This is a genomic window from Nocardia sp. NPDC055165, assembly GCF_053606985.1.
Window position 1 is genome coordinate 440,284 of record NZ_JBSGSS010000002.1, and the last position, 20,866, is coordinate 461,149.

The following is a 20,866-nucleotide window of genomic DNA, read 5'->3' on the forward strand; positions in this document are numbered from 1 at the left end:
AAGCAGGGAGTGAACGTGGGCGAGGAACTGGGCAGGGCACCAGGCGCCCACGACGACCCGATCGCCGGACCGCACCGGCCCGAACGACTCTCGGACTACCGGGTCGAACTCGAGAAGCAGTGGAACCGCCTCGCCGCACCCTCGCGCCCGCTGACCCTGCCCCGCGACACCGGGGCCGTGCGCAACGATGTCGCCAAATCCTGGCAGCGCTCCCTGCACACCGTCGACCCCGCCACCGAAGTCGCTCCCGGATTCAACGACATCAGTGACCGCTGGTCGGAATCCCCGCTGCGCAGACCGGTCACCGAACTCGCGGGTCAGCTGCGCGGAATGGCCGAGGAGTCGGGCTATCTCGCCGTCGTCAGTGACGAATCGGGCACCATCTTGTGGACCGCGGGCGATCGCACGCTGCGCCGCCAAGGGGAAGCGGTGAACTTCGCGCCGGGCGGGGTCTGGGACGAAAGCCACATGGGCACCAACGGGTTATCTCTGGCCCTGCACGACGACAGGGCCGTCACCGTGTTCTCCGCCGAACATCTCGTCGCCGCGCTGCACGGCTGGGTCTGCTACTCCGCGCCGATCCACGGCCCCGACGGCCGCACGGTGGGTGTGCTCGATCTGTCCTCGACGTGGGAACGTTCGCATCCGATGGTGATGACCTCGGTCCGCGCATTGGTCACCGCCGTGGAGACCATGCTGCGGGCCGAGGCGCCCACCCCGGCACCGGGTGTTCGGCTCGAATGCCTCGGCGCCGCACGGCTTTTGCGCGACGGCAGACCGGTGCCGCTGCCGCCGCGCCAACTCGAGATCCTCGCGCTGCTGGCGCTCGAGCCCGACGGCTACACCCCCGAGCAATTGCACGCCGCGGTCTACGGTGAGCGGCCGGTGTCGCTGAACACGCTCAAAGCCGATGTGTCGCACCTTCGCCGCGCCACCCGCGGCGAGATCACCAACCGGCGCTACATGCTCACCGGCCAGGTGTCCTGCGACGCGGTGGACCTACTGGCCGCCATCGAGGGCGGCGACCTCACCTCGGCGCTGTGGCTGTATCGCGGACCACTGCTGCCCGGATCGGATCTGCCCGGCGTCGAACAGTGGCGCGCCCACCTCGATGTCGGCATCCGCAACGCCGTGCTGGGCAGCGACCGGCCCGAGCACGCGGTCGCGTTCGGGCAGCGCTGCCCCGGCGATGTCGCCGTGCACGAGCACGCCCTGCGGCTACTGCCTCGCGACGACGTCCGCCGCGCCGTCGTGACGGCCCGGCTTTTCACCGCACGCCAGGGCTGACCTGCGCAGACGCCGTCACCAACCTCGTACCAACCTTCGCCGACCATAGTGTGGGGCACCACGCAGAGGTCGCGAGGAGCGAGGCGAATGATCTACGGCAAACCCGGATCGGATACCGGCATAGTCAGCTATGCCGCCCGATACGACAACTTCATCGGAGGTGACTGGTCGCCCCCTGTCGAAGGCCGTTATTTCGACAACACCTCACCGGTCGACGGTGAGATCTTCTGCGCGGTGGCCCGTTCCAGCGCCGCCGACATCGACATGGCGCTCGAGGCGGCACACCGCGCCACCGACCGATGGGCCGCGACCTCGGTCACCGAGCGGGCCGACATCCTGCTCAAGATCGCCGACCGGATCGAGAACAGTCTCGAACCGCTGGCCGTGGCCGAGACCTGGGACAACGGCAAACCGGTGCGCGAAACCCTGGCGGCGGACCTCCCGCTGGCCATCGATCACTTCCGGTACTTCGCGGGTGTGCTTCGCGCCCAAGAGGGCTCGCTGTCCCAGATCGACGCCGACACGGTCGCCTATCACTTCCACGAACCGCTCGGCGTGGTCGGCCAGATCATTCCGTGGAACTTCCCGATCCTGATGGCCGCCTGGAAACTCGCACCCGCGCTGGCGGCGGGCAACTGCGTGGTCATCAAACCGGCCGAACAGACACCGGCGTCGCTGCTGCTCGTCGTCGAACTCATCGCGGATCTGTTACCCGACGGAGTTCTCAACGTGGTCAACGGTTTCGGTGTCGAGGCGGGCAAACCGCTGGCACAGAGCCCACGGGTGGCCAAGCTCGCCTTCACCGGCGAGACCACCACCGGGCGGTTGATCATGCAGTACGCCAGCGAGAACATCATTCCGGTCACTCTCGAACTCGGCGGCAAGAGCCCCAACATCTTCCTGCCCGATGTGCTGGCCGCCGACGACGATTACCTCGACAAGGCCGTCGAGGGGTTCGTCATGTTCGCCCTGAACCAGGGCGAGGTGTGCACGTGCCCGTCGCGGGCGCTGATCCACTCGTCGATCTACGACGAGTTCCTCGCCCGCGCCATCGCCCGCACCGAGGCCATCGTGTCCGGTCATCCGCTCGACACCGAGACGATGATCGGCGCACAGGCCGGCAACGACCAGTACGAGAAGATTCTGTCCTATTTCGACATCGGCAGAGCCGAAGGCGCCCGTGTGCTCACTGGAGGGGAAGCACGCAAGGTCGACGGTCTACCGGGTGGGTACTACATCGAACCCACGGTCTTCTCCGGTGACAATACGATGCGGATCTTCCAGGAGGAGATCTTCGGCCCGGTCGTCGCGGTCACCCGCTTCGATACCGTCGACGAAGCGATCCGCATCGCCAACGACACCCTCTACGGTCTCGGTGCGGGCGTGTGGACCCGCGACATGAACACCGCCCACCGACTCGGCCGCGGCATCAAGGCAGGCCGGGTCTGGACCAACTGCTACCACGCCTACCCCGCCCATGCCGCGTTCGGCGGCTACAAGAAGTCGGGGTTCGGCAGGGAGAACCACGCGATGATGCTCGGGCACTACCAGCAGACCAAGAACCTGCTGGTCAGTTATTCGACGACGAAACTCGGGATGTTCTGATGCAGAATCGAATCCACCGTGTGGAGATCACCGAGCGCGCTCAGACCCTGCTCCGCCGCCTCATCGAGGACAACGGCCCGGTGCTGTTCCGCCAGGCCGGCGAGGGCTGCGACGACGACGCCGCACCGGTGTGCCTGTCGGCCAAGCAGTTCCCGATCGAGAAGGCCGACATCCTGCTCGGCCGGCTCAGCTGGCACACCGAATTCTGGATCAGCGCGGCACAATTCGAATGCTGGAAAGATACCCACCTCACCGTCGATGTGACGCGCGGTGAGGCTGCCGAGGATTCGCTCGAGGCAGGCCAGGGCATGCGATTCGTGTTGCGCGCCAGGCTGCTGACCGAGGCGGAGCACGCGGCACTGGCGGCCGGGCCGCCACCACGCACGGGCGCCGACCGCACACTGTAGCGGCGCCCGCCGAAAACCTGACCTGGCAGCATCTTTCCCGGCGCTGCCAGGTCGCGGCGAGCCCCCGCCGACTGGGCCATCGCGGCTCAGCCGGCGGGGTGAGCTCGCCGTTTTTTCGTTTTCACCCCCATATAGCAAATGTGTTCCCGCGCAAACCAAATCGCGTCTCGCTCAGCGAGACACAGGCGACAACAGTGCAACGATTCCGTTACGTTATGGCGATGTTCTTAGCGAGACTCGGTGTGCGCACCCGGATTCTGGCGATTGCTCTCATCCCGAGTTTGACTCTGGTGGTGGTCGGCGTCGGTACGGCGGGCTACCTGGTCGAGCAGAGCAACAAGGCCAAGTCGTGGGCCGTGCAGTTGCAGGATGCCGCTGTACCGGCCCGTGAGCTGATCGAGGCGGTCCAATCCGAGCGCCACCTGACCCTGGCCCACATCGCGGGCGACGAGACCGCCGCACTCGGCCTGGCCGCCGCGCGCACGCGCATGGACGGCGCCTTTCGCGGCCTGATCGCCGCCGGTGAGAACCTGCGCGCGATCGATGACTCCAACATCGGCAACGACAAGGCCGGCTTCGCCACTCTCGGCACGCATCTGGACGGCGTGCGCAAGGGCGCCGACGCCCGGATGCTGCCGATCGCGGACGCCTACCTGTTCTACAACTCGCTGCTCAACGTGATCATCCAGGGCACCAAGGTCGCCGAGCGCGCGGCGCCCGACGCGGTCGTCGCGACCGGTGTGTCCGAGGGCTTGCGCTTGCTCGGTGCCGCCGAGGCGATGTCGCGCAGCAACGCGGTCGCCGCCGCGATGGTGGCCTCGGACGGTGCCTCGACCATCCCGCTCGACGAGTTCACCAACCAGAGCGGCCTCTACCACGGCGAAATCGCCAACCTGGCCGCCGGACTCGACGAACCCGAGCGCGGCGCCGTCGTCGCGTTGACGGCCACCGGGCACTGGCAGCGGCTGAGCGCGATGGAATCCGCTCTCGTGCAGCGTTTCGCGGTGTCGGCGGCCGCCCAGGCGAGTACCTCGACCAGCAAGGCTCCCACCCCCGTCGCACTGCCGATGCCGATTCCCGAATGGCAGAACGCCGCGGCCGAGGTCAACCGGAGCCTGCTCGACTCCTACACCAGCTACAACGACCATGTGCAGAAGCTTGCCGAGGATTCCTCGCGCAAGGCCGAGACCAATGCCGCGCTGGCGGGCGGCGGCGTGCTCGCGCTCAGTGCGCTCGTCTTCCTCATCGCGATCGTCCTGGCGAACCGGATCATTCGCCGGCTGCGCCGGCTGCGCACCGCGACACTGCAACTCGCCGACGAGCAGCTGCCCGCCACCATGCGCACCCTGCGCGACGGTGGCGAGGTCGACCCGGCCGACACCGCGCCCACCCTGGACTTCGGGCACGACGAGATCGGTCAGGTCGCCAAGGCCTTCGAACACGCCGCCGCCGCGGCGATCGGTGCCGCGGTCGACGAGGCCCGTACTCGCGAGGGCGTGCGAGCGGTGTTCCTCAACATCGCCCACCGCAGCCAGATCGTGGTGCACCGCCAGCTCGAGATCCTCGACGAAGCCGAACGCCGCCAAGAGGATCCGGCACTGCTCGAGACGCTGTTCCGGCTCGATCACCTGGCCACCCGTGAACGTCGCAACGCCGAGAACCTGATCATCCTCGGCGGCGGTCGCCCGGGACGGCAGTGGCGTCAGCCGGTGCCGGTGATGGACGTGGTGCGCAGCGCCATCGGCGAAACGCTCGACTACGCGCGCGTGCGGGTCACCAAGCTGCCCGAGGTCAGCGTCGTCGGCACCGTCGTGGCCGACCTCGTGCACCTGCTCGCCGAGCTCGTCGACAACGCCACCGCGTTCTCCCCGCCGCAGTCGCGGGTCGAGGCGAGCGGCAATGTCGTCGGCAAGGGCGTGGTCGTCGAGATCACCGATCAGGGCATGGGCATGAGCGCCGACGACCTGGTCCGCTACAACACCATGCTGGCCGATCCGCCGGATTTCGGTGTCGGCACGCTGTCCTCGGACTCGCGCCTGGGCCTGTTCGTGGTCGCCCGGCTGGCCCTCGCGCACGGTGTGTCGGTGCGGCTGAGCGAATCCGATTACGGCGGCATCCGCGCCATCGTGCTGATCCCCCAGCAGTTGCTGGCAGGTGAGGCCGACCTCGCGGGCACGCCGCCCACGATGACCGGCCCGCTGCGTCGTGGGCTGCCCGCACCGCAGGATTCGGGACCGATCGCCGCTCTCGAATCCGCGCCCGCGCCGGTCGCGACCCTGGTCGCCGACCCGCCGACCCCGCGCCCGATGGCACCGGCCCCCGAGGCGCCCCCCGCGCAGACCCCGCGCTACGACACCGGCTCCGACGAACGACCCGCGCTGCCGCGTCGCAGCAGGCAGACCAATCTGGCGCCCGAGCTCGCCGAGCCCGCCGCCGAGGCGCCGCGCGCACCCGAGCGCCCCCGCTCCGCAGAACAGGCGCGCGACATCATGTCCGCGATCGAGAACGGCACCCGCCAGGGTCGCAAACAACAGACCACATCGAACCAGGACGAACAGGAAGGCTGAGGTGAACTCTTCCCCCGGTGATCTCAACTGGCTACTCGACGATCTCGTCGACCGGCTGGCAGGGGTCCGCTACGCGGTCGTGCTGTCCACCGACGGACTGCTGCTCGGACGCTCCTCGCAGATGAAGCGTGAAGACGCCGAACACTTCGCCGCCATGTCCTCGACCCTCTACGGTCTCGCCCGCAGCGCGGGCAGCCGGTTCGACGGCGGCGGCGTGCGCCAAGCGGTGATCGAGCTCGATCGAGCCGTGCTCTTCGTGACCTCGGCCGGTGACAACGCTTGTCTGGCACTGCAAGCCAACGAATCGGCCAATCTCGGCATGGTCGCCTACGAAATGAATCTCACCGTGCAGCGGGTCGGCAGCTATCTGTCTACGGAGCCGCGGCACGGGCATGCGCAGCTATAGAAAGTCTCGACAATGACTCGACTCGGCGATCCGTGGTTCGACGACGCGGCCGGACCCCTGGTCAGGCCGTACGCGGTGACCCGCGGCCGCACCATGGGCGCGGCGCACGACCTGGACATGCTCACAGTGGTGGTGGCGGTATACCCCGCCCCCACCCTGCGCAAACCAGAACCCGAGTACGCGACGATCGCACAGTTGTGCAAGCGTCCGCAGTCGGTGGCCGAGGTCTCGGCCGTGCTGAAACTGCCTCTGGCGGTAACCAAGATCCTCGTCGGTGATCTCATCGCCGAGGGCCACCTCATCTTCCGGGCTCCGGTAGCGGCCGAGGCCGGTGCCGGTGACCTCAACATATTGCGAGCGGTTCTGGATGGCATCCGAAAACTTTGACCCGATGTCCGCAGGCGACCAGCACATGGCCGCCTCGGTCAAAATCCTCATCGCCGGCGGCTTCGGCGTCGGCAAGACCACCATGGTCGGCGCGATCAGCGAGATCGCGCCGCTGCGGACCGAAGAGCTGATCACCGAGGTCAGCACCGGTGTCGACGACCTGTCGGGGGTGGAGCAGAAGCACACGACCACCGTCGCGCTGGACTTCGGCCGCATCACCATCGACCGGGATCTGGTGCTGTACCTGTTCGGTACGCCCGGACAGGACCGCTTCTGGTTCCTGTGGGACGAGCTGTGCCGTGGCGCCCTCGGCGCGATCGTGCTGGCCGACACCCGGCGATTGAGCAATTCGTTCGCGGCGGTGGACTTCTTCGAGCGGCGCGGCTTGCCGTTCCTGATCGCGGTGAACTGCTTCGACGGCGCGCCGCGCTACACGGTCGACGAGGTGCGCGATGCCCTGGACCTGGATCCGAACACGCCGGTGATCCTGTGCGACGCGCGCGATCGGCCCTCGGCCAAGGCGGTGCTGACCCACCTGGTCGAGTACTTGATCGATCGCGCCGCACGAACTCCCGTCACCACCTGAGACTATGCCGAGCCCGGCGCGGGGACTGCCCGTTCCGCGGCTCGGCTGGTCTGCTCCCAGGCCGACCAGGTGGCCATCTTGGCGCGCGCGAGGTCGAAGGCCAAGTCGTACACCATGTTTCCGAGCAGCAGGCGCAGCGGCGGTTCCCCGGCGCCGACGAGCGTGAGCAGCGCCTCGGCGGCGAGGGCGGGCTCGCTGTCGACCGATCCCTCGGCCCACTGGGCCTCGAGCTGGGCACGGAGCGGGGCGTAGGCCTGGATCGGGGTGGTAGTCACCATCGCCGAATACAGGTCGGTCCAGTACCCACCCGGCTGCAGAATACTCACGCGCACACCGAATTCCGCGGCTTCCATCGCCAGGGCCTCGCTCATGCCCTCGAGCGCGAACTTGCTCGCGGCATACATTCCCGACAGCGGGAACCCGGCGAGTCCGCCGATGCTCGACACCTGCACGATGTGCCCGCTGCGCTGCGCGCGCAGATGCGGGAGCACGGCCTGACTCACCCAGAGCGCGCCGAAGAAGTTGACCTCCATCTGCGCGCGAGCCTCGGCTTCGCTGAACTCCTCGATCATGCCCATCGAAAGCGTGCCCGCGTTGTTGACCACGATGTCGAGGCGGCCGAAGTGGGCGACAGCGGCATCGACCGCCGCGTGCACCGCGGCGCGGTCGGTGACATCGACGGTCAACGGCAGTACCCGGCCCGGATGCGCCGCGGCGAGCTCGTCGAGGGCGGATCCGGTGCGCGCGGCGGCGGCGACCCGGTCCCCCGCCGCCAGCGCCGCTTCGGCGAAGGCGCGACCGAGACCGCGGCTCGCTCCGGTGATGAACCAGACGCGGGATGCAGTGGTAGCGGCGGTGGTCATGGCGTTCCTCCTTGGCTAGACAAGACGTTGCGTCTCGTCTGATGATCCGAGGATGCCAGCGGTTCACCGGCCTGTCAAGACGCAACGTCTCGTCTCTTAGATTGCTAGGATGGCGACATGAGCCAGCAGAACCCCCGGGCGTCGGCCGACGCGACCCGGCGCAACGAAGGATCCCGGCGCGCCATCCTGTCCGCCGCCTTCGAGCTGGCGGGCGAGATCGGCTACGACAAGCTGACCATCGAGGCGATCGCCGCCAGGGCAGGTGTCGGCAAGCAGACGATCTACCGGTGGTGGCCGTCCAAGGGCGCCGTCCTGCTCGACGCCTTCCTGATGCTCAGCGAGACCGGCGACGACGCGACACCGGGCCTGCCCGACACCGGCGACCTGGAAGCCGACCTGAAACTGGTCCTGCGCGCGACCGTCGCCGAACTCGCCGACCCCCGCTTCGACCTCCCCCTGCGCGGCCTGACCAGCGCCATCATGCACGACACCGCCCTGGCCGCCACCTACGTCGAACGCCTACAGAGCCCCGTGGACGACCTGAAACGTCGCAGACTCGCCGACGCCCAAGCCGCGGGCCAGATCGCCCCCGATATCGACCTCGACGTGGCCATCGCGATGATCTGGGGCCCGCTGATGGACCGCTGGCTCCTGCGCACCGGCACCCTCACCACCGAATTCGCCGATCGCGTCGTGGAGACTGCGCTGCGCGGACTACGCGGCTGACTGATCGAAAGCACGTCCTATCAGCGACATTCGGCCCGCACCGCACAATTGTCGTGCCCCTGCCTCGATGACCGGCGCGCGACGATGACGCCGGGGCGACTTCACCCACGTAGCGACTCGGGTAGCGGAGAACGATCACCCGCGCCGGGGCCGTCCATCAGTGTCAGGTCGCGGCCGTGGACTCGCTCGCCGCAGTGCGAGCAGGTGGGCTCGATGGTGGCGAGGTGGGCGCAGGTGCGGTGCAGGACCTCTACCGGGGGCCCGTTCGGGGCGGCCCATTCGTCGCCCCACTGGCGCATCGCGGTGATCACCTGCCACAGGGAGCGACCCTTGGCGGTCAGACGGTAGTCGTAGCGGACGGGGTTGTCCTGGTAGGGCTCTCTCGTCATGATCTCGTGTTCGACCAGGCCTTCGAGGCGTTGGGTGAGCACGTTGCGGGCGATGCCGAGGCGGTCGCGGAACTCGTCGAAACGGGTCACGCCGAAGAGGGCGTCACGCACGATCAACAAGGTCCACCACTCCCCGACCACTTCCAAGCACTGGGCCAGGGAGCAGTTCATGTCTTCGAAGCTGGTGCGCCGCATGCCCTGAGTCTAGTCGGTTGCATGAAAGAACTCACCCATCTACGGTGAGTTGCATGATGAAACTCACTGGGCGGTTCGGCGCGCGATTCGCCCTCACCGCCACGGACTCCGGGCGGTGGCATGCCGTGGTCGACGACTCGTGGCGCGGCTGGACCGGCCCGCACGGCGGCACGCTCGCCGGGCTCCTGATCGACGTCGCCCAGCAGGCGAGCTCGCGCGAGCACCCCGTGCGCGCCGCCGATGTCCGGTTCCTCGGCCGACCGGCGACCGGCGCGTTCACCCTGCACGCCACCGAACACCCGGTCGGGCGCAGCACGACGATGCTGGACGTGGTCGCCGAACAGGACGGTGCGCGGGTCGCCGCGGCCACCGTCACCCTGGGCGCGCCCGGCGCGACCGCGATCCCCGCCCACAGCGCCAGACCCGCACCCGTCGTCGCGGCCGCACCGGACTGCGCGCTGTTCCGGCTGCCGCCGGAGATCGTGCCCGTCGGCGCGCATTTCGTCATCCGTCCCGCCGCGGGCCCATTGCCTCTCAGCGGCGCGGATGAGGCGATGATGTGCGCCTGGATCGCACTCGACCCCGCGCTGCCCCTCGACGCGCCGAGCCTGGCCGTCCTCGCCGACGCGCTGCCACCGGGACTGTTCCCGCTGCTCACCGCGCCGGTCGTCGTCCCGACCGTCACCCTGTCGCTGCAACTGCACGCCGATCTCACCCACCTCGGCGACACGCCCGTGCTGGTCCGCGCCGCGAACGTCAGTTCCGGTGACGGCTGGTCGGTCGACGACACCGATATCTGGGACGGCGACGGCGTACTGCTCGCCACCGCCCGTCAAACCCGCCGCGTCCTCGGCTGAACGAGAGCTGGAACATGCCATCCACTACCCCACTCCGGGAGACCAATCCCCGGTTGGTGCTCGCCATCGTCTCCATCGGCGTGCTGTTGTCGAGCCTGGACCTGTTCATCGTCAATGTCGCCATGCCCGCCATGGCAGACGACTTCGGCGCCGGCCTGACCGAACTGTCCTGGGTGCTCAACCTCTACGCCATCGTCTTCGCCGCCCTGCTCGTTCCGGCCGGTCGCCTCGGCGACCGCGGCGGCAACCGCGCCACCTTTCTCACCGGCCTGGCTATCTTCGTGATCGGGTCGGCACTGTGCTCGGCGGCCTGGAACGTGGAGTCGCTCATCGCTTTCCGTGTTCTGCAGGCGGTGGGATGCGCCCTGCTCACCCCGTCCTCACTCGCACTGGTACTCGCCGCGACACCGCCGCAGCGGCGCGCGGGTGCGGTTCGGCTGTGGGTCGCGTTCGGTGGTCTCGGCGCCGCGCTGGGCCCGGTGCTCGGCGGCTTGCTGGTCGAAATCGATTGGCGCTGGGTGTTTCTCGTGAACGTGCCGATCGGGTTGGCGGCGTTCGCGATCGGTGTCCGTAAGCTGCCGTGCCCGCCCGCCGCGGGCGGCCCGCTGCCCGATCTGCTGGGTGCGGGCGCGCTGATCGGGGCGGTCGGGTCGCTGATCCTGGCCGTCGTCCAGGGTCCCGACTGGGGCTGGACCTCCACCGGAGTCCTCGCCGCGTTCGGTATCGCGATCGCGCTCGGGGTCGTCTTCGCCGTGAGCTCGGCTCGTCATCACAGCCCGATCGTCGACCCCGCCCTGCTCCGGGTCCCGAATTTCGTGCTCGCGGGTGCGAATTCACTGGTGTTCCAAATCGCGTTCGCGGGCATGCTGCTCTCGGTCACGCTCTGGGCGCAGAACGTGTGGGGGTGGTCGGCCTTGCAGACCGGACTCGCGATCGCGCCCGGCCCCCTGGTCGTGCCGTTCGTCGCCATCGCCGCGGGCAAACTCATCGCGCGAATCGGTGCGGGACCGGTGATCGCGGCAGGCGGACTCGCCTTCGGCGGTGGACTCCTGTGGTGGGCGCGCGCAGCCGAACTGTCACCGGACTATGTCGGTGGCCTGCTCGGCGGCATGCTGCTGACCGGTCTCGGCGTCGGGCTCACCCTGCCGACCGCGTTCGCCGTCGGCGCGGGAACCCTGCCCCCGCAACGCTTCGCGACCGGATCGGGCGTCCTGAGCATGGCCCGCCAACTCGGCCTAGCCCTCGGCGTCGCGCTTCTCGTCGCGCTGCTCGGTACGCCCGACACCCCCGCTGCCACGCTCGACGCCTTCCAGCGCGCCTGGTACGTGACCGCCGCGGTCGCGGTCCTCGCCGGACTCATCGGCTTCGCCGTGCGGACCCCAGCGCAGGCCGGACCACCGATCGAATCGCCCGGCCACACTCCGGAGGCGACCGAAAGATCCGGGGGCGCGGCAGTATCGGCGTGACCCCGAGCGGTCGGCGACCACGATGTCGCCGGCCGCGTCCTCCGGTCCGCTCAGCCCCAGGTCGCCTGATCGGGGACCGAGGAATCGAAGATCACGTAGAAGAAGTGACCGGGAGTCAGCTCGTTCATGTCGTGCCAGCGGCCCCAGGGGTCGCGCTGGTAGTAGTTCTCCATCCCGGTGCCGTCGTCGTAGCAGACGATGTTCGACGTCCCGAACGGACTCCAGTACACGTCCGTGCCAGGACGTGGCATCTCGAGCGGGGTGCGGAACAGGTGACTGCACGGCGTGATGACGGGGTCGTAATAGCTGGGCTGGGCGGCGGCGGTGGCATGCCCGGCGATCCCGGCCACGGTGACGGCGGCGACCGCGAGGCCGAGACGAACGGTGGAACGCATCGAATCTGCTCCTGACCTGAGCGGAAATGAAGGCTCTTCGTATCGCGAACGATATTACGCCCGGTCGTCGATCGGCACGAAAATCAGACCACAGACGGATCTGCCGAGCCGTTCGGTCGCGCTACCGTGGCAGGAGCGGTTCGGCGGAGGGTAGGAAAGCTGTGGACAGCACGACGATTGCCCGGCAGTGCACATTGTGTGAAGCGCACTGCGGGATTCTGGTCACGGTCGAAGATTCGCGGGTCACCCGCGTCGAAGGCAACCCGGACGACGTGCTGTCGAAGGGCTACATCTGCCCGAAGGCGACAGCCATGGGCGGTCTGCACCACGACCCCGACCGGCTGCGGACACCGATGCGCCGCGTCGGCGACAGTTTCGAACCGGTCGGCTGGGACGAGGCCTTCCGCGAGATCGGTCAGCGTTTGCGCGCGGTGCGGTCCGCGCACGGTCCCAGCGCCATCGGGATGTACATCGGCAACCCGGCCGCGCACAGTTCCTCGGTGATGTACGCAGCGCTGCTGCGGGCCGTCCTGCTGACCCGGAACTTCTTCTCCGCGTCCTCGATCGATCAGTTCCCGCAGGAGTTCGTCGCGTGGCGGATGTTCGGCTCGAACGTTCTCATGCCGATCACCGATATCGACCGCACCGACCGGCTGGTGGTGCTCGGCGCCAATCCCGCGGTGTCCAACGGATCGATCACCACCATGCCCGGCGCCAAATCGCGCCTCAAGGCGGTCCGCGCCCGGGGCGGCACCGTCGTCGTGATCGACCCGCGCCGCACCGAAACCGCCCGGCTGGCAGACGAACACGTGGCGGTCCGTCCCGGCGGCGATGTGTACCTGCTGCTCGCGATGCTGCATGTGCTGATCACCGAGGAACTGTGCGACGAACGGGCGGTCCGCGCGCTGTGCACCGGCTGGGACGAGCTGGCCGCACTGGTCGCCGACACCACCGCGGAACGCATGGCGCCACTGGCAGGCGTCGACGCGGACACCATCAGACGGCTGGCCCGCGACCACGCGGCGGCACCCTCGGCAGTGTTGTACGCGCGAATCGGGGTGTGCCAGCAGGTGACGGGCACGCTCACCCACTGGCTGGTCAACACGATCAACGCGGTCACCGGCAATCTCGATCGCGCGGGCGGTCAGATGTTCGCGACCCCCGTCGTCGACGCCGCCCGCTACGCGAAGTACCTGCCCATGGGACACGGCGCGTGGACCGACCGCTCCGGCGCGCACAAGTCGTTCCGCAGCGAACTGCCGGTCGCGGTCCTCGCCGAGGAGATCCGCACCGAAGGACCGGGCCAGATCAAAGCGATGATCACCTACGCGGGCAATCCGGTGCTCTCGACTCCGCAGGCGGACAAGCTCGATGCCGCGCTGGAATCTTTGGGTTGCTATGTGGCCGTCGACATGTACATCACCGAGACGACCCGGCACGCCGACTTCATCCTGCCGCCCGTCTCCGCGCTGGAACGCGAGGAACTGAGCCTGCTGTTCCCGATCTTCAGCGTTCGCAACAACGCCCGCTACGACGCCAGGGTGTTCGAGCCGCCCGCCGACGGATTGGACGACTGGCAGATCCTGGCACGGCTGGTGACCGAAATGGTCCCGCTGCCGGCACGGCGGCTCACCGCACGGGTGCTCAATGCCGCGTTCGAACAGTTCAGCCCCTTGCGACTGTCCGCGGCGGCCGTCGCGACGGGCCCCTACGGAATCCTGCGTCGTGGACGGAACGGGTTGACGCTGAAGAAGATTCGGGACACGGCAGGCGGTGTCGACCTCGGACCGCTGCAACCACGGCTGCCCGAACTGATCGGCACCGGCGATCGCAAGACACACTTGGCACCCGCGGATTTCCTGGCGGCGGTGCGCACGGTCCTCGACGACGCGACCGGGGCGGCCGAGCCGGGCTACGACCTCCAGCTCATCGGACGGCGGCACCTGCGCAGCAACAACTCCTGGCTGCACAACATCCCGTCGATGGTGAAGGGCCGCGACCGCTGCACCGTGCTCATCCATCCCGACGATGCCGCCGCCCGTGGTCTCGCCGACGGTGATCCGGCCACGATCGAATCCCCGGTCGGCTCGATCGTGGTTCCGGTGGAGATCAGTGGCGATATTCGCGCCGGGGTGGTGGCGATCCCCCACGGATGGGGCCATCGCGAACCCGGGGTCGGCTGGTCGGTCGCGGCGGGCCTGCCGGGCGCCAATGTCAACCTGCTGCACGACCCGGCCCGCACCGACCTGCTCTCCGGCACGTCGGCGGTCAACAGCACGTGGGTGCGGGTGAACCCGGTGGCGTCCGAAACCCCGGACGCCACACCACGATCCGAGGTCGTGGCCGCGCCGCGGTGAACCCGGCTACGAGGTCGGGTCCACCGCGCCGGGGTCAGCGAAAGCGCAGGTTCGCGGTGGCGAGACCGAAGATCTTGCGGCCGCCGGACTTGGCGACGATGGCGATCACCGCGCTGCGGGTCTCCGGGTCGAGGGACTTCACGCGGCCGGTGTACTCGACCTGGCCGCCCTCCCGGCCGACGATGGTGTAGGTCGACAGGCGAACGCCGTAGCGGGTGACGGCGCCGGGGTCGCCGGACCACGTGGACAGGAAGCCCGCACCCAGACCCATGGTGAGCATGCCGTGGGCGATGATGTCGGGCAGGCCCGCCAGCTCGGCGATCTTCTCGTCCCAGTGGATGGGGTTGCCGTCGCCGGAGACGCCGGCGTAGTTGACGAGGTCACCGCGCGAGACGCGGGCGTCGCGGAGCGGGAGTTCGTCGCCGACGGTGAGTTCGTCGAACGACAGCCTGGTGCTGGGGACGCGGGCAGCGCCCTCGACCGACAGCACAACCTCGCCCTCGGGACGCAGGGTGGTCTCCACCACGGCGTTCTTGTCGGCGCTGTAGATGCTCACGCCGTGCAGCATGATGTTCTCCACCGCGGCGGTGATCGCGGGATCCACGCCGTCGTCCCCGGTGATACCGACGACCGTGGTGTGCATGATGTGCACGGTCTCGCCGAGCTCGTCGACGAAGGTGTTGGTGACAGTGATCAGGTCCTTGCCCGCGATCGTGCGCACCGAGGTCAGCTCGACATCGACCACGAGTCGGTCACCGGCCACGATCGGCTTGTGCTGTTCGAAGACCTGCTCGGTCTGCACGAACATGTCGTAGCCGACGACCACCGTTTCGAACAACAATTTGTTCGCCGCCATAGCCGGGATGGAGACGAACGTCAGCGGCGCGACCAGCCCCGGGTAGCCGAGCGCGGCGGCGGCCTCGTCCTCCCAGTGGGCAGGATGGAAGTCCTGGACGGCGCGCGCGTATTCGCGGATCTTCTCGCGACCGACCTCGTAGACGCCCTCGACCCGGTAGTAGTGCCCTACCTTCGACGCGGTGTCAGGGCCATCGATGGGCGGGGCATCGACTACGGAAGTCACTATGAATCACCTTCGTTCGGGGAACGGACACCCGGCAGGCTAGTCGACGCGCAGGCGGACCGGGCATTCCTTGGCACAGTTCACAGTTCTGCGCTCTTCCACCGCGGTCAGAACGAGGGTACGTCGCTGGTGCTGGCGTTGCCACCGATCGAAGGCTGCAGCGTGATCTCCCAATCGGAGTCACCGTCGAACGGGTCGTCGAACTTCTGGAACTCACGCTCGCGGGTGAAGGCCAGCGTCGCCTCGTCCCAATCCTTGCCGGTCTTCAGATAGACGTAGTACGTGCCGTCGATCCCGGTGAGGGTGGCGTTGGAATTGCCCTGCACGTAGATGGTGGCCTGCGGCTTCTTGGGATCACCGTTGGTCACCACGACCGCGAAGTCGTCGCTGTTGCCGTTGACGATGTCGAGCTTGCCCGCACCGACCAGCCCGTCCTGCTGGACCACCGCTCCGTTCTCGCCACGACGGTTCAGCACCGGCGCCGCGGGAGTGGTCGCGCGCACGGTCGTGGTCGCCTTCGACGAACTGCTCGCCGGCGCGGCGTCGACGGACTGTCCCGACTCGCATCCCGCTACCAGAAGGGCCACCGCGATCGCGGACACGGCATACCACTGACGATTCGACATCGTTCCCACCCCATGCTCATGGACCGGACTCCCCGATCCGGTCTTCCTCGCCAGTATTGCGCGAATTGCCCAGTATGTCATCACAACTCATCCTGGAAACCCGCCCCCACATCATCTGGAATGAGTCATGATCTGGAATGTGTCCACCACATCGGACTTCGAACAGATGCTGCGCGCAGCCTCCCTGCGCGTCACCGCGCCACGCCTGGCGGTGCTCACCGCAGTGCACCAGCATCCGCATGCCGATACGGACACCATTCTGAGCCGAGTCAGAGCCACCCTCGGGGCCGTCAGCCAGCAGGCCGTCTACGACGTACTGCGGGCACTCACCAGCGCCGGACTGCTCCGGCGGATCCAGCCGATGGGCACCGTCGCACGCTATGAGACCCGCGTCGGTGACAACCATCATCACCTGGTGTGCCGATCCTGTGGGGTGATCGTCGATGTCGAGTGCGCCGTCGGCGACGCACCCTGTCTGACTCCCCTCGACGACCGCGGTTTCGTCGTCGACGAGGCAGAAGTCATCTACTGGGGCAGGTGCCCCGACTGCACGACATCACCATCACTCTCCTGAAAGGATTCACCGTGCCCGAGGAACACCCACCTATCGCGGAAGCCAACACGGAAGCCGGTGACAGTGGTTGCCCCGTCATGCATCGTCCGTTCGCCTCCACCGACGCGCGCGGAGCGAACGCCGAGTGGTGGCCGAACCAGCTCAATCTCACACTGCTGCAGAAGAATCCGCCCTCGGTGAACCCGATGGGCGAACACTTCGACTACGCGGCCGAATTCGCCACCCTCGACCTGGCCGCGGTGAAGGCCGACATCGAGCAGGTCATGACGACCTCACAGTCCTGGTGGCCCGCCGACTTCGGCCACTACGGCCCGTTCTTCATCCGGATGGCCTGGCACTCCGCGGGCACCTACCGGGTCGGTGACGGCCGCGGCGGCGCGGGCGCGGGCCTGCAGCGCTTCGCCCCGCTCAACAGCTGGCCCGACAACGCCAGCCTGGACAAGGCGCGCCGGCTGCTGTGGCCGGTGAAGAAGAAGTACGGCCGCAAGCTGTCGTGGGCCGACCTCATCGTCTACACCGGCAACGTCGCGCTCGAGTCGATGGGCTTCGAGACGTTCGGTTTCGGTGGCGGCCGCGTCGACGCGTGGGAGCCCGAGGAAGACGTGTTCTGGGGCCCCGAGCGCACCTGGCTCGGCGACGAACGCTACACCGGTGACCGTAACCTCGAGCGTCCGCTCGCCGCGGTCCAGATGGGCCTGATCTACGTCAATCCCGAAGGCCCCAACGGCAATCCGGATCCCATCGCCGCCGCCGTGGACATCCGCGAGACCTTCGCGCGGATGGCGATGAACGACGAGGAGACCGCCGCGTTGATCGCCGGCGGCCACACCTTCGGCAAGACCCACGGTGCGGGCGACGCCGATCTGGTCGGCGTCGAACCGGAAGCCGCACCGCTGGAACAGCAAGGGCTGGGCTGGAAGAGCAGCTTCGGCACCGGAGTCGGCGAGGACGCGATCACCAGCGGCCTGGAAGGCATCTGGAACAGCACCCCCATCACCTGGGACAACAACTTCCTCGAAACCCTCTACGGGTACGAATGGGAGCTGACCAAGAGTCCGGCGGGCGCGCACCAGTGGATTCCGAAGGACGGCGCGGGCGCCGACACTGTGCCCGACCCGTTCATCACCGGCAAGAAGCGCGCACCGATCATGCTCACCACCGACCTGTCGCTGCGGTTCGACCCGATCTACGGCCCGATCACCCGCCGCTGGCTGGAGAACCCCGCGGAGTTCGCCGACGCGTTCGCCCGCGCCTGGTACAAGCTCACCCACCGCGACATGGGTCCGATCGCCCGCTACCTCGGCCCGCTGGTTCCGTCCGAGGAACTGCTGTGGCAGGACCCGGTGCCCGCCCAGAACGGCCCGGTGATCGGTGATTCCGAGATCGCCGCGCTCAAGGGCCAGATCCAGGCCTCCGGCCTGTCCATCGCCCAGCTGGTGACGACGGCGTGGGCGGCGGCCTCGTCGTTCCGCGGCAGCGACAAGCGCGGCGGCGCCAACGGTGGCCGGATCCGGCTGCAGCCGCAGGCGGGCTGGGCGGTCAACCAGCCCGACGAGCTCGCCCAGGTGGTGCGCGTCTACGAGGGCATCCAGGACACGTTCAACGCCGGCGGCGGCACGCAGGTGTCGTTCGCCGACCTGGTCGTCCTCGGCGGCGCGGTCGGTGTGGAACAGGCCGCCCAGGCTGCCGGTTTCCCGGTGACGGTGCCGTTCACGCCGGGTCGTACCGACGCGACCCAGGCCCAGACCGACGTCGAGTCCTTCGACGCGCTCGAGACCCCGGCCGACGGGTTCCGTAACTACGTGTCCAAGGACGCGCAGATCCCCGCGGAGTTCCTGCTGATCGACAAGGCGAACCTGCTCACGCTCAGTGCGCCGGAGATGACCGTGCTGATCGGCGGTCTGCGCGTGCTCGGCGCGAACTACCAGTCCTCGCCGCTGGGCGTGTTCACCGATACCCCGGGTGCGCTGACGAACGACTTCTTCGTCAACCTCCTCGACATGGGTACCGAGTGGGCGCCCTCGGCCGCCGACGAGAACAGCTACGAAGGCCGTGACCGCTCCTCCGGTGCGGTCACGTGGACCGGCAGCCGCGTCGACCTGGTGTTCGGCTCCAACTCGCAGCTGCGGGCCGTGGCCGAGGCCTACGCGACCGACGACGCGAAGGAGAAGTTCGTGCACGACTTCGTCGCCGCGTGGACCAAGGTCAGCAACCTGGACCGGTTCGACGTCACCGCCTGATCCGAACAGCGAAACACCCTGCGGCTCAGCTCGAGTCGCAGGGTGTTCCGTTGGTGACTAGGACTCGGCGAGGGCGGCCAGCCGGTCCACCGATGCCTGCAGCTTGTCGGCGGTGGTGGCCTTGGCCCGCACCTGACGCAACTCGTCGTGCAGTTCGGTCCAGTCGTAGGTGTGGGTCACCCGGGTGTGGGTGTCGTCGATCGGCTCGAGCTCCCAGCGCCACAGGTGTCCCGGCGGGGTCTTGTCCCGCTCCGACGGGTTCCACGCGATACGGCGACCCTCCTCGAACTCGACGATGTGGTTGTCCCGGTCGGCGCCGTTGGTCAGCGTCGTGGTGAACACGTCACCGACCGCGCGGACCCGCTGGCCTTCGACGGCCTGCGCGAGGTTGTCGTTGCCGTCCCAGCGCGGCTGCTGCGCGGGATCGGCGATCAGGTCGAAGATCGCGGCGGGGGTCGCCGCGATGTCGCGGGAGGCGTGGACGATGCGTGGCACGTCGATGGTTTCGGTCACCGGGCGATAGAACCAGCAGCTCACCCACCCCGGCAACCATTCCGCTCGAGCACGCGACTAACTCGTTCGATACACCGCGAACACCGGGATCTCCCGATCGGTCTTGTCGCGGTACTCGGCGAAGCCCGGCAGCCGCTCGACCATCCGGTCGTAGAGGGCGGTGCGCTCGGGATCGGCGACGAGTTCCGCCTTGCCCCGGTATGTTTCGGTCCCGACCTCCACGGTGAGTTCCGGGTCGGCGAGGAGGTTGTGATACCAGGCCGGGTGTTTGTCGGCGCCACCGTTGGAGGCGATCAGCACGATCCGGTCGCCGTCGGGCAGGAACACCAGCGGATTGGTGATCGCGCGCCCGGACTTCGCGCCGGTGGTGGTGATGATCACCATGGCGTCGTTGCCTTCGAACATGCCACCGACGCGGCCGCCGTTAGCACGGAACTCGGCGATCACCTGGTCGTTGAAAGCATTCATCGTGGTCCTTCCGTCGGGTAACTCCCCCTGCCCCAACGATCCAGGCGCGCCCCGCATTCCGGCGCTGTCCACGGCATATGCGCCAAAGTAGTGACTTACTCTAACGTTGCGGGGTGCTAGGACATTCTCATGCGACGAGTGGGGCGCTGGCCTGGGCCGGTACGGCCGCCGCGTTACCGCTCACAGTCGCCGCTTTCCCCCTGTTCGACAGCGATACAACGCGATTCGGCATCGCCGAACTCATCATGGGCACGCTGCTCACCGCGGGTGCGGCGCTGCTGCCGGACGCGGATCATCCCAGCGGCACCATCTCCCACGTGCTCGGGCCGGTGTCACATCACCTGTGCCGGTTGATCTCCTGGGCGTCGGGCGGACATCGTCACGGCACGCATTCACTGCTGTTCGTCGTCGCCGCGGTCGCGGCCACCTGGGCCGGGGAGCACTACCTCGGCAGACCGTTCACCCTCGGCCTCGTGTTCTTCCTGCTCGCCCTCGCGGTGCGATCGCTGCACCTGTGCCCGCCGGGAAAGAGCGTCCGGACCTACGGAACGGTGATCGTGCTCGCGACGGCGGGCACCTTCGCGGTCGATCAGTGGATCGTCGACCGACCGGCGTGGCTGCCGATCTGCGTGGGTCTCGGCTGCCTGGCCCACCTGCTCGGCGACTGCCTCACCGATCGGGGCTGCCGGTTGCTGTGGCCGTTTCCGTTGCGCACCCGGGTGCCGCTGATCGAGCGGACCGGGAATCGGGTCGAGACCTGGGTCATCTCTCCCCTGTTCGTGCTCGGCACGATGGGCGCGCTCTGGTACGCGATCGTCCACCGGCCGTGATCGCTGGGACGGCGGGGCTCCCGCCGTCCCGAGCCGACCGG

The 20,866-nt window shown here is 68.2% G+C and carries 21 protein-coding genes; 14 read left to right on the forward strand and 7 right to left on the reverse strand.

Features of this window, described 5'->3' with window-relative positions:
- Positions 1–15 precede the first annotated feature (15 nt).
- From ACWFRF_RS06145 to ACWFRF_RS06175, 7 genes are all read left to right on the forward strand, one after another.
- Positions 16–1,287, forward strand: coding sequence for a transcriptional regulator (locus ACWFRF_RS06145; RefSeq protein WP_378987832.1), 1,272 nt, complete (start codon positions 16–18; stop codon positions 1,285–1,287).
- 87 nt (positions 1,288–1,374) lie between these two features.
- A complete protein-coding gene (gene exaC / locus ACWFRF_RS06150; protein WP_449965314.1) occupies positions 1,375–2,892 on the forward strand; it encodes an acetaldehyde dehydrogenase ExaC in 1,518 nt (505 codons plus the stop codon).
- The gene (locus tag ACWFRF_RS06155; protein WP_378987837.1) at positions 2,892–3,299 is read left to right on the forward strand and encodes a DUF779 domain-containing protein; all 408 of its coding nucleotides are present in this window, start codon (positions 2,892–2,894) and stop codon (positions 3,297–3,299) included. Before exaC ends, ACWFRF_RS06155 begins: the two co-directional genes overlap by 1 nt.
- Positions 3,300–3,520: 221 nt before the next feature.
- Positions 3,521–5,866: a sensor histidine kinase gene (locus tag ACWFRF_RS06160; protein WP_378987840.1), complete on the forward strand. Its 2,346-nt coding sequence runs from the start codon at positions 3,521–3,523 to the stop codon at positions 5,864–5,866.
- Between the two features lies 1 nt (position 5,867).
- The gene (locus ACWFRF_RS06165; RefSeq protein ID WP_067453425.1) at positions 5,868–6,272 is read left to right on the forward strand and encodes a roadblock/LC7 domain-containing protein; all 405 of its coding nucleotides are present in this window, start codon (positions 5,868–5,870) and stop codon (positions 6,270–6,272) included.
- A 12-nt stretch (positions 6,273–6,284) separates the two neighbouring features.
- Positions 6,285–6,659, forward strand: a complete 375-nt coding sequence (locus ACWFRF_RS06170; RefSeq protein WP_378987845.1) for a DUF742 domain-containing protein — start codon at positions 6,285–6,287, stop codon at positions 6,657–6,659.
- Entirely contained in the window at positions 6,640–7,245 is a 606-nt protein-coding gene (locus ACWFRF_RS06175; RefSeq protein ID WP_101467406.1) for a GTP-binding protein, read from the forward strand. Before ACWFRF_RS06170 ends, ACWFRF_RS06175 begins: the two co-directional genes overlap by 20 nt.
- Positions 7,246–7,247: 2 nt before the next feature.
- Here ACWFRF_RS06175 and ACWFRF_RS06180 read toward each other — a convergent pair whose 3' ends face one another.
- Positions 7,248–8,108: an SDR family NAD(P)-dependent oxidoreductase gene (locus ACWFRF_RS06180; RefSeq protein WP_452449099.1), complete on the reverse strand. Its 861-nt coding sequence runs from the start codon at positions 8,106–8,108 to the stop codon at positions 7,248–7,250.
- Between the two features lie 117 nt (positions 8,109–8,225).
- On the opposite strand from ACWFRF_RS06180, the gene ACWFRF_RS06185 reads away from it, so the two are divergent.
- On the forward strand, positions 8,226–8,834 hold the full coding sequence (locus tag ACWFRF_RS06185) for a TetR/AcrR family transcriptional regulator (RefSeq protein WP_452449100.1): 609 nt from the start codon (positions 8,226–8,228) through the stop codon (positions 8,832–8,834).
- Positions 8,835–8,935: 101 nt separating this feature from the next.
- Here the strand turns inward: ACWFRF_RS06185 and ACWFRF_RS06190 are convergent, their stop codons facing one another.
- Positions 8,936–9,418, reverse strand: a complete 483-nt coding sequence (locus ACWFRF_RS06190) for a winged helix-turn-helix transcriptional regulator (RefSeq protein WP_379314349.1) — start codon at positions 9,416–9,418, stop codon at positions 8,936–8,938.
- A gap of 53 nt (positions 9,419–9,471) precedes the next feature.
- Here ACWFRF_RS06190 and ACWFRF_RS06195 point away from each other — a divergent pair, with 53 nt between their 5' ends.
- On the forward strand, positions 9,472–10,275 hold the full coding sequence (locus tag ACWFRF_RS06195; RefSeq protein WP_452449101.1) for a thioesterase family protein: 804 nt from the start codon (positions 9,472–9,474) through the stop codon (positions 10,273–10,275).
- A 14-nt stretch (positions 10,276–10,289) separates the two neighbouring features.
- Entirely contained in the window at positions 10,290–11,741 is a 1,452-nt protein-coding gene (locus ACWFRF_RS06200; protein WP_379314351.1) for an MFS transporter, read from the forward strand.
- Between the two features lie 50 nt (positions 11,742–11,791).
- Here the strand turns inward: ACWFRF_RS06200 and ACWFRF_RS06205 are convergent, their stop codons facing one another.
- Positions 11,792–12,136: a hypothetical protein gene (locus ACWFRF_RS06205; RefSeq protein WP_379314352.1), complete on the reverse strand. Its 345-nt coding sequence runs from the start codon at positions 12,134–12,136 to the stop codon at positions 11,792–11,794.
- Between the two features lie 161 nt (positions 12,137–12,297).
- Here ACWFRF_RS06205 and ACWFRF_RS06210 point away from each other — a divergent pair, with 161 nt between their 5' ends.
- On the forward strand, positions 12,298–14,493 hold the full coding sequence (locus ACWFRF_RS06210) for a molybdopterin oxidoreductase family protein (protein WP_452449102.1): 2,196 nt from the start codon (positions 12,298–12,300) through the stop codon (positions 14,491–14,493).
- A gap of 34 nt (positions 14,494–14,527) precedes the next feature.
- Here ACWFRF_RS06210 and ACWFRF_RS06215 read toward each other — a convergent pair whose 3' ends face one another.
- On the reverse strand, positions 14,528–15,574 hold the full coding sequence (locus ACWFRF_RS06215) for a fused (3R)-hydroxyacyl-ACP dehydratase subunits HadA/HadB (protein WP_452449103.1): 1,047 nt from the start codon (positions 15,572–15,574) through the stop codon (positions 14,528–14,530).
- 107 nt (positions 15,575–15,681) lie between these two features.
- Entirely contained in the window at positions 15,682–16,200 is a 519-nt protein-coding gene (locus ACWFRF_RS06220; protein ID WP_378987873.1) for a hypothetical protein, read from the reverse strand.
- A 139-nt stretch (positions 16,201–16,339) separates the two neighbouring features.
- Between ACWFRF_RS06220 and ACWFRF_RS06225 the strand changes: the two genes are divergently transcribed.
- Together ACWFRF_RS06225 and katG are read left to right on the forward strand one after the other, a co-directional pair.
- Positions 16,340–16,774, forward strand: coding sequence for a Fur family transcriptional regulator (locus ACWFRF_RS06225; RefSeq protein WP_056809750.1), 435 nt, complete (start codon positions 16,340–16,342; stop codon positions 16,772–16,774).
- 11 nt (positions 16,775–16,785) lie between these two features.
- Positions 16,786–19,014 carry a catalase/peroxidase HPI gene (gene katG / locus ACWFRF_RS06230; RefSeq protein WP_452449104.1) on the forward strand — a complete coding sequence of 743 codons (2,229 nt, stop codon included), beginning with the start codon at positions 16,786–16,788 and terminating at the stop codon, positions 19,012–19,014.
- Between the two features lie 57 nt (positions 19,015–19,071).
- Here katG and ACWFRF_RS06235 read toward each other — a convergent pair whose 3' ends face one another.
- A complete protein-coding gene (locus ACWFRF_RS06235) occupies positions 19,072–19,527 on the reverse strand; it encodes an SRPBCC family protein (protein WP_378627592.1) in 456 nt (151 codons plus the stop codon).
- A gap of 57 nt (positions 19,528–19,584) precedes the next feature.
- Positions 19,585–19,995, reverse strand: coding sequence for a nitroreductase family deazaflavin-dependent oxidoreductase (locus ACWFRF_RS06240; protein WP_378627590.1), 411 nt, complete (start codon positions 19,993–19,995; stop codon positions 19,585–19,587).
- A gap of 113 nt (positions 19,996–20,108) precedes the next feature.
- Here ACWFRF_RS06240 and ACWFRF_RS06245 point away from each other — a divergent pair, with 113 nt between their 5' ends.
- Positions 20,109–20,825, forward strand: coding sequence for a metal-dependent hydrolase (locus ACWFRF_RS06245; RefSeq protein WP_378987879.1), 717 nt, complete (start codon positions 20,109–20,111; stop codon positions 20,823–20,825).
- Positions 20,826–20,866 lie beyond the last annotated feature (41 nt).